Genomic DNA, 6,611 nt, shown 5'->3' on the forward strand with positions numbered 1-6,611 from the left:
CTACCGAACGAAACGAAAGGAGCACTACCATGACACGCAAACTCGACAACAAGATCGCACTCGTTACCGGCGCAACCAGCGGCATCGGCCTCGCCACCGCCCAGCGCTTCGCCGCCGAAGGCGCGCACGTCTACCTCACGGGCCGTCGTCAGGCCGAACTCGACGCCGCCGTGAAGAGCATCCGCGAAGCGGGCGGCGAGGCGACCGGCGTACGCGTCGATTCGACGAAGCTGAACGAGCTCGACGCGCTGTATGCGCAGATCAAGGAAGAACAGGGGCGCCTCGATGTGCTGTTCGCCAACGCAGGCGGCGGTTCGATGCTGCCGTTCGGCAACATCACCGAAGAACACTTCGACGACACCTTCAACCGCAACGTGAAGGGCGTGCTGTTCACGGTGCAAAAGGCACTGCCGCTGCTGGCCAAGGGCGCGTCGGTGATTCTCACGGGTTCGACGGCAGGCAGCGCGGGCACGGCGGCGTTCAGCGTGTACTCGGCGTCCAAGGCTGCGGTGCGCTCGTTCGCACGCAACTGGATTCTCGACCTCAAGGATCGCCAGATCCGCGTGAACACGATCAGCCCGGGCGCGACCCGCACGCCCGGCCTGCTCGATCTTGCCGGTGACGATGCTGCCCAGCGCCAGGGGCTTGCCGATTACCTGGCAGCTCAGATCCCGATGGGACGCCTCGGCGAGCCCGGCGAGATCGCAAGCGCGGCGCTGTTCCTGGCCTCGGACGACGCGAGCTTCGTGAACGGCATCGAATTGTTTGTCGATGGCGGCCAGCAGCAGATCTGAGTGTGGCCCGGGTGCGGTGGACGCGGTCTTTGACGCTCGCCAATCCGCACCCGGCTCACTCGAGCCGAACTCCGTCATGATTGAACATCGGGCTTTTTTGCACTTGGCACATTCCGGCACGGCGGAGTCGACGTGATCCGCTTTAGGAATTCTGGACCGATCCGAGCGCGAGTTTTGCGGCAAACTTGACCCTGAACCAGGAGGTGGTTTGTCATGAAACGGAAACGCTTTTCGATCAAACAGATTGTGGCGGTACTGAAGCAAGCCGAACTGGGCATGCCGGTGGCGGATGTGATTCGGCAGGTCGGTATTTCGGAACAGACGTTCTATCGGTGGAAGAAGCAATACGCCGGGATGCAGTCTGATCAAGTGCGCGAACTTAAGCAGTTGCAGGAAGAGAACGCGCGGCTGAAGAGGCTGGTCGCCGAACTGAGCTTGGACAAGGCCATCTTGCAGGACGTTGCATCAAAAATGTATGGTCCGCTCCGCGCTGAGGAGAAACGTGGTGGATTTCGCGCTCGGCACGTTTCGTGATTTGTTCGTAGGTCGGATTCGTCATAGGTCTCTCTGCTTGCATGTAGAGATTCGGTGACGACGCACTCAAAAGCCGTATTGGTCGTCGCCCCAGCGCCGCAGCACCTGGTAGAAGTGCAATGCCGCTAATGGGAGTTAGCGGCATTGAAAGTGCGCCACAAAATTCGGGCCGCATCCGGGTACGAGCCATTGCTGCGTGAGCCGCCGGTGGAAGTGAGCGACTGTTCCGGTAGCTTCATTGGTTGCTCCTGCTTTCCGGTTCAACTGCGTCTCGACGATCGAGCAGTCCCAGTCGCTCGGCTCGATATCAGTGGCGATCGTGCGGGTTCACAGCTTGTCCGCCTCAGACGCGACGCGCGTCTCAGAGTGGCGGCCGGCTGCGATCGGCCAATATCGGCCCTTCGACACGTTGAGCAAAATCGTCGACAATATCTGGCACGTTTTGATCGTATCGGCAACCAACCTTGGTTCGAGGAGCGACGATAAAAAGATGCCACAAACGATCTACTGTTGGCGCTGCAAAATGGATGTACCGATGCTCACCGAAGACGAGTGGCAGTTGGCTAATCCGGAAGCGTTGCTTGAGCAGATAAAGCAATATCGAAGAGAGACGGGGGCATCTTTAGCGGAGGCCTATCGGAACAACACGGGTCTTCCGGCTCTGGTGGCCTACGAACACATTACAGGATTCCGTGAGAGCAATGCAAACGCATTGATGCATCACCGCCTTAAGCTATACGGTCCTGCATGCACTGCTTGCGGTAAACCGCTTCGCACGCCTATCGCGAGCTTTTGTGCCGCGTGTGGCGCAAGTCGTGCAGACTGACTCACATTATTTGTGACTGCATTCACGGCAGAGTTGCGTATTTGAACGGCTGTTTTGCGGGACCGTCAATGACGCAATCGGGTCGACAAGGGAAGTTCGCGTCGAGATCGGGCAGGCGGCTAATGGGCGTCGGCCGAACTTCCGGGTTCGGCCAGATGCGGCCGTTCGACACAGACACTGGCACCGCCCCTGTTGGCGACGGCGCGATGGATTTGTGGGTGGCGCTCGACAAGGTGTTCCCGCAGGTCCGTCATCAGCGTTGCTGGTTCCACAAGATCGGCAACGTGCTCAACGTCATGCCGAAATCGCAGCATGCCAAGGCAGCGCTCGCAGAGATCTGGAACGCGGCGACGCGCGCGGACGCGATCATCGCATTTAACCAGGTCGTCGACACCTATGCGGCCAAATATCCGAGGGCCATCGAGAAGCTGGCAAAGGGTCGTGCCTCACTGCTCGCGTTCTACGACTTCCGGGCCGAGCATTGGCAGCACGTGCGGACCACGAACCCGATCGAGTCGACGTTCGCGACGGTACGTCACAGCACGTCGCGCACGCGCAACTGCCTGTCGCGCGCGACGTTCCTTGGCGTGCCGATCATGCTGATCGAAGCAACTGAACAGTCGTGGCGGAAAATTCTCAGTGCCGACAGGATCGAGCTGCTCCTGAAGGGCGCGCCCTTCAAAGACGGAATCCCTGTGATCGAGAGCACGCCAGCTCCTCAACCGCTGGCCGCCTGATCATGCGAACCAGTCCGCGCACACCAGATTTGACAATCGCTTTGAGGTAGTCGCGTAAGATCTAGGAGCGCTCCGAAACCGCCGCAATCGCTGTTGCCTTGCACCGCCCAACTGACAAAAGAATTGACCATGATTATTGATGGAAAATTGAAGCTGCTTGTTCGCGTACTGATTACGGGCTTTGCGATGTTTCGGTTTGTGACGTCCAGCTACGCTGCGGATGCGGGCCGGGATTGCAAAGGGGACGTGACCGTTCTGTTTCTTGCGAATATCGACCATGGGAACGGAATGACGCCCGACCAGGCATTCGAGCAACTTTCTCCAACGTGGCAGGGCGGCGAAGACGAGGATGAAGTTGATTGGGGCCGGCTTAAGCGGCTGATTCATCTTGCGTACGCCGACCGCACATATAGTCAGTTTGGCAGCGAGAGTTTTGCCACGCGCATGAGCAACACCTGCGGGACGAAAAACAGCTTTGACCCCTTCAATTGGAACGGCAAGTTTCCACCGGGGTACTCACATTGATTGGTGTTCTGCGTAAGCGATTTGAAGGCTGTTCGGGTATTGTTAGGTTGACGCCGAAGTCGAAAATACACTGGAGTTCGGTGTCGTTAAAAGCTGGCTCCGGCACTCCAAGCTACTGGTAAAACCAAATTTCGACGGTTATAAACATAAACTGCAATAGAACGCGCACGGCCGTGTGTTTGCTCGCGCTCTTATTCTTGCCAAAGGTTGGAGCGCAAGGCGTGAGGACCGAGACGTTGCCTTGGCACCGAAGCCATCAAGTACTTTCCTACGGTAGCTGTGGATGTGCCGATAGTTGCTGGGTCGCGACGTTACGCGATACTCGGACTCACACAAAGGTGGCAACCTTACGCTGTGATTGCGCGGAGGCATTTTTTTCCAAGAGTAACGGGAAGGAACAGGTATACGCCCAAACCTGTGCGGCCTTTGAGGGCAATGACAAATTCGGCCGTATTGTTCAAACCATGGAAGCTTTAACGCGCTAACACTGGGATAGGCCCGCTATACAGTGCAACGTTCGTGGCGAATGCTTTGAACGTCCGTTTTGCGAAAACACGACCATCCTTTGTGGGTCGCAAGCAATGCCGCGACCGGCAGAGATCGGCCAGGAAGCGTCACTCGCACCTTCTGTTGAATCGGCAGTTGCATGTCACCTCCGGGACCCATAGCGGACAATAGATAAGCAACGCGTACCCGCTATATGACAGGAACATCATCTCGTTCCATTGCAGTCGCAATGATCGACCAGGGGTCTTAACCTAAGCATGAATTGACTAGCGCAGCCACAGTAGGATTGTGGTCTGCCTTCCGCCACACCAATGAGACGTCGTATGGCACCGGCGTCCCGCTGCCGACGAGTCGCCTGAAACTCACGCCACCCGCCTCCGCTGTCGCGAGCGGCTCCGGCACAAGCCCAACACCGAGCTTCGCCGCCGCGAGCCCGATAATCGTGTCCATTTGCATCGCACGTTGTACAACGCGCGGAGTGAATCCGGCTATAGCGCACGCGTTGAGGATCGTTGCGTACAAGCCAGGCCCCTCCGTGGGAGGAAAAAGTATCCATGGCTCGCGTGCAAGCGACGCGAGTGATATGGGGCGTCCAGACGGCTTGGCCAGAGAGTGTTCCGTAGATATGACGGCAACCATGCGACTCTTCAACAGCTTGCGCTGTGCAATCCGCAGTCCAAACTCCGAGCCAAGAGGTAGCACCACGATCCCGGCGTCGAGGCGATCTTCGTCGAGCGCAGTCAACTGCTGTCTGGTAGTCGCCTCAGTCAGATCAAGTGCCACACTGGGATGCGTCTGTCGAAAGCGCGAAATCAAGGGCGGCAGCACGTGCCGCGTAGCGCTCGCCACGAAACCGATCCTGATGGAACCGATAAGCCCATGCGCCGCCCGCCGCGTGAGCTCGACGGTTCGCTGTGCCTGCTCCAGCGTTCTGCGCGCCTCGTCACGGAAAACCTCGCCTGCCGCAGTCAACGACGTTACACGATTGCCGCGTTCCAGCAAACGTGCGCCCAATAGTGATTCCATTTGCCTGATTGCCGCCGTCAGTGGTGGCTGGGCCATGTTGAGTCGCTCGGCGGCGAGCCGATAATTCATAGTCTCCGCGACTGCCAGGAACTGTTCGAGTTGTCGAAGGGTGAGGATAGCCATACGACAAGAGTATCAGAGGACACATTCAATCGTATTGGACGTATCGCGCTTCCAGCTTTAATTTGTACGGAATCGAACGGAGGCAAAAAATGGCGGAGCAAAAACATGCAATCGTGACAGGCGGTGCGAGTGGCATAGGCTTGGGCATCGCGCGCGCATGCGTCAGCGCTGGCTATCGTGTGACGATCATCGGGCGAAACGTCCAACGGCTTCAAGAAGCCATCGCGACGCTGGGGCCCACTGCGACCTACCAACGTGCCGACATTGCAAAGCGCTCGGATGTCGAGACCGCGCTTGCTGGCGTTGGCTGCGTAGATCTGCTGGTTAATGCAGCAGGGTTTATACGTCCCGTAAGCCTAGACAGCGCGCTCGACCAAGCAGAAGTGGAGTGGGACGCCGTGATCGAGACTAACCTCAAGGGTAGTTTTTTAATGGCGCACAGTGTCGCGCGACGGCTGCCTCGTCCGGGTGGGCGGATCGTCAACATCAGTTCGATCGGCGCGCAAACAGGCGGTAGCCGCCCGGGGGGGCTAGCCTACGCTGCAGCGAAGGCCGGTTTGCACGGCCTGACGTTTGCGCTCGCGCGAGAATTGGCACCGCACGGCTGCACGGCCAACGCGATCGCTCCTGGCTTCATCGCGGGGACCGGATTCACCGGGTCGTGGCCCGAAGAGCGCGTCGCTGCCATCGTCGCTGAGACGCCTGTTGGCCGGCCCGGCACGCCGGACGATGTTGCCGCTGCGGTGCTCTGGCTAGCATCGGAAGCTGCGAGTTTCGTGACCGGTGCTGTGATTTCCGTCAATGGAGGCTGGCGAATTGGCTAAGTGATTACAGCCACCTGCGTTGAATTTTCCGGCACTTCAGTACTCTCACGAATGTCTCATCGGACCCAGCATGAGTCGGCGTCGGCTCGGAACACTGACAGACCGCTTCGGGTCGACTGCGGTCCACCACATCGGGCGGCAGTCGGCCAATCGACTCGATCGCCTGGATCGTCGACGATTTGCATCGTTGCCGTAGGCGCATCCGACGATGCATTCGTGATATCGTGATTTCAGAATCACCGCGTCCAACCATCTACCGTGAAGCGGGAAAACCAAGGCCTGATGCATACCGTCAATATTGTCCGAAATCGCCCGGATTTTCGATGTTTCATCGATCTCCTGTACGGTCGCGATCGAAATGTAGACACGGATGGGAACTCGTATCCGGTCAACAGCAGACTCTGGACGCGCTTGTACATACGTGACAGGGAAAGCAACGCCCCTTGTGTCGAGATTTCAGCAACCAAAACCGATCCCGCCATCTTTTCAATCACATCAGACTCTCCGGAATTGGAAGAGTTGGCTGCAGTCTATAGTCTCTAGCTTCAAGTGCAACGCCTTGAATCGAGTAAGGTGTTGCGATGAGGAAGTACAAGCATCTGAGCGCGGAAGAACGCGCGGTCATCATGATTGAACATCGAAACGGTAGCAGCACGAGAGCCATCGCACGACGGCTCGAGCGAAGTGCCTCGACGGTTTCCCGCGAACTCGCCCG

6 protein-coding genes and 2 pseudogenes are annotated in these 6,611 nt (G+C 58.1%); 7 read left to right on the forward strand and 1 reads right to left on the reverse strand.

The genetic code is table 11. The features are described from left to right. Window positions 1–29: 29 nt before the first annotated feature. From GQ57_RS32925 to GQ57_RS32940, 5 genes and pseudogenes are all read left to right on the forward strand, one after another. Window positions 30–794, forward strand: a complete 765-nt coding sequence (locus GQ57_RS32925) for an SDR family NAD(P)-dependent oxidoreductase (RefSeq protein WP_031398181.1) — start codon at window positions 30–32, stop codon at window positions 792–794. A gap of 213 nt (window positions 795–1,007) precedes the next feature. Beyond that, a pseudogene (locus tag GQ57_RS32930) lies at window positions 1,008–1,265 on the forward strand (transposase); the annotation flags it as partial. Between the two features lie 301 nt (window positions 1,266–1,566). Beyond that, window positions 1,567–2,154 carry a hypothetical protein gene (locus GQ57_RS43475; RefSeq protein WP_200880677.1) on the forward strand — a complete coding sequence of 196 codons (588 nt, stop codon included), beginning with the start codon at window positions 1,567–1,569 and terminating at the stop codon, window positions 2,152–2,154. 191 nt (window positions 2,155–2,345) lie between these two features. Next, window positions 2,346–2,891, forward strand: a pseudogene (locus GQ57_RS32935) (IS256 family transposase); the annotation flags it as partial. A gap of 129 nt (window positions 2,892–3,020) precedes the next feature. Further along, window positions 3,021–3,416, forward strand: a complete 396-nt coding sequence (locus tag GQ57_RS32940; protein ID WP_034200054.1) for a hypothetical protein — start codon at window positions 3,021–3,023, stop codon at window positions 3,414–3,416. Between the two features lie 753 nt (window positions 3,417–4,169). On the opposite strand, the gene GQ57_RS32945 is transcribed toward GQ57_RS32940, so the two are convergent. Then, window positions 4,170–5,072: a LysR family transcriptional regulator gene (locus tag GQ57_RS32945; RefSeq protein WP_235215169.1), complete on the reverse strand. Its 903-nt coding sequence runs from the start codon at window positions 5,070–5,072 to the stop codon at window positions 4,170–4,172. Between the two features lie 89 nt (window positions 5,073–5,161). On the opposite strand from GQ57_RS32945, the gene GQ57_RS32950 reads away from it, so the two are divergent. Beyond that, on the forward strand, window positions 5,162–5,896 hold the full coding sequence (locus tag GQ57_RS32950; protein WP_031398176.1) for an SDR family NAD(P)-dependent oxidoreductase: 735 nt from the start codon (window positions 5,162–5,164) through the stop codon (window positions 5,894–5,896). A gap of 581 nt (window positions 5,897–6,477) precedes the next feature. Then, a partial coding sequence (locus tag GQ57_RS40735; RefSeq protein ID WP_152603419.1) for a helix-turn-helix domain-containing protein occupies window positions 6,478–6,611 on the forward strand: 134 nt, incomplete at its 3' end.

Source organism: Burkholderia sp. MSh2 (assembly GCF_000731655.1).
Taxonomy (GTDB): domain Bacteria; phylum Pseudomonadota; class Gammaproteobacteria; order Burkholderiales; family Burkholderiaceae; genus Burkholderia; species Burkholderia paludis.

Coding starts and splice junctions, on each gene's coding strand:
- GQ57_RS32945 (WP_235215169.1), bottom strand. CDS start 5,072: ATGGCTATCCTCACCCTTCGACAACTCGAACAGTTCCTGGCAGTCGCG.
- GQ57_RS32940 (WP_034200054.1), top strand. CDS start 3,021: ATGATTATTGATGGAAAATTGAAGCTGCTTGTTCGCGTACTGATTACG.
- GQ57_RS32950 (WP_031398176.1), top strand. CDS start 5,162: ATGGCGGAGCAAAAACATGCAATCGTGACAGGCGGTGCGAGTGGCATA.
- GQ57_RS32925 (WP_031398181.1), top strand. CDS start 30: ATGACACGCAAACTCGACAACAAGATCGCACTCGTTACCGGCGCAACC.